The 1,154-nt window shown below is 49.7% G+C and carries 1 protein-coding gene; it reads right to left on the bottom strand.

Going from position 1 to position 1,154, the window contains the following annotated elements; genetic code table 11:
• Window positions 1-111 precede the first annotated feature (111 nt).
• A partial coding sequence (locus BBI10_RS00115) for an Ig-like domain-containing protein (protein ID WP_141695062.1) occupies window positions 112-1,154 on the bottom strand: 1,043 nt, incomplete at its 5' end.

The following is a 1,154-nucleotide window of genomic DNA, read 5'->3' as shown; positions in this document are numbered from 1 at the left end:
CTAATGCAAGGGGACTGATTTATTTACACGCTTTACCGTAATTAATCTGTCCCCGGTTTAAATAAATCAGACCCCTTTATCATGCTTACAGTCGTGCTATGTCTAGATCATTCACGGAAAGTCTGGCCAGTCATCCAGAGAATTTAGTATGGACATTCCTCTCCAGCTGAGTATTTCATTAACAGGTGCGCATCTTTTCTGTGCTGAAGGAAACCGCCAGACAAGACCGTCTTCCCCACAGCCTGATTTTATTCCAAGCCAGCAGTCACCATATCGGCCCTTGTCTGGTGGGAATGGAGCGCCATACAAGTGTATGAGTACATTTAGGTGAGCCTCCCTAAGAGGTAAACAGTCCCAGTCCTCGGCGTATTGTACTGCCTGATCGTAGGTGAAACTGTACTCATCAGGTGCTACTCTGAGCGCATACATTTTCGAGGCGTTAACTGTGTAAGAGACGCTGTTGTTTCGTGCATCGCTCACGGTTATGGTGCTGCTCCCCCATCCTCTTCCTTTAACCTCTCCCTGCTGGTTAACTGATGCATACCGTGTGTTGCTCGATGAGTAGGTATAAGGTGGCGTGCCTCCTAAGGGTGTTCTAACTTGAGTATTACCTACTACGTCATTGCCATTTTGCGTCCATTCAGGGCTTCCCATTACGTATATGCCATCAAGAATCATCGTTGACTGGTCAATGGTCAGCGGTATGGCTATAACCTGAACAGTCCATGCATCTGAAGTCAGGCCACCTGCAACATATCGAGCAGTGAAAATATGCGTAGAAACCGATAAACCGTTCGCCTGATAGGTCCAGGCGCCAACGGCGTTAACAGTGACAGTTCCTAATACCGTTGACCCGTCAACTGCTTGAAGTTGGGTATTTGCATCGGCTGTGCCAGTCAGGTTGACAGTGGTCTCTTGAGTATTTCCGCCGTTGGCGATCTCCGCCCCATAAGAGTCGGTCACCTTAGTAATCTCAATCGCGCCAACGTCGGGCACGCTCTTGATGCTGTACGCCTGTTCCGAAAACGGAAAACGCGTTGCCCCTCCATCAAAAGACGCTTCCAGCTTCAGGATAAAGGTCGAGCCGTCGGTCAGCGTTTTGAGGAGGTCCTTGGAGATGCCCCTGCTCTGGGCGCCCAACGTCGTGACGTTCA

The sequence above is a fragment of the Pseudomonas graminis genome (assembly GCF_001705435.1).
Classification (GTDB): Bacteria; Pseudomonadota; Gammaproteobacteria; order Pseudomonadales; family Pseudomonadaceae; genus Aquipseudomonas; species Aquipseudomonas graminis_B.
Note: the sequence above shows the minus strand (reverse complement) of the source record. Positions and strands in the feature narration are given on the sequence as shown.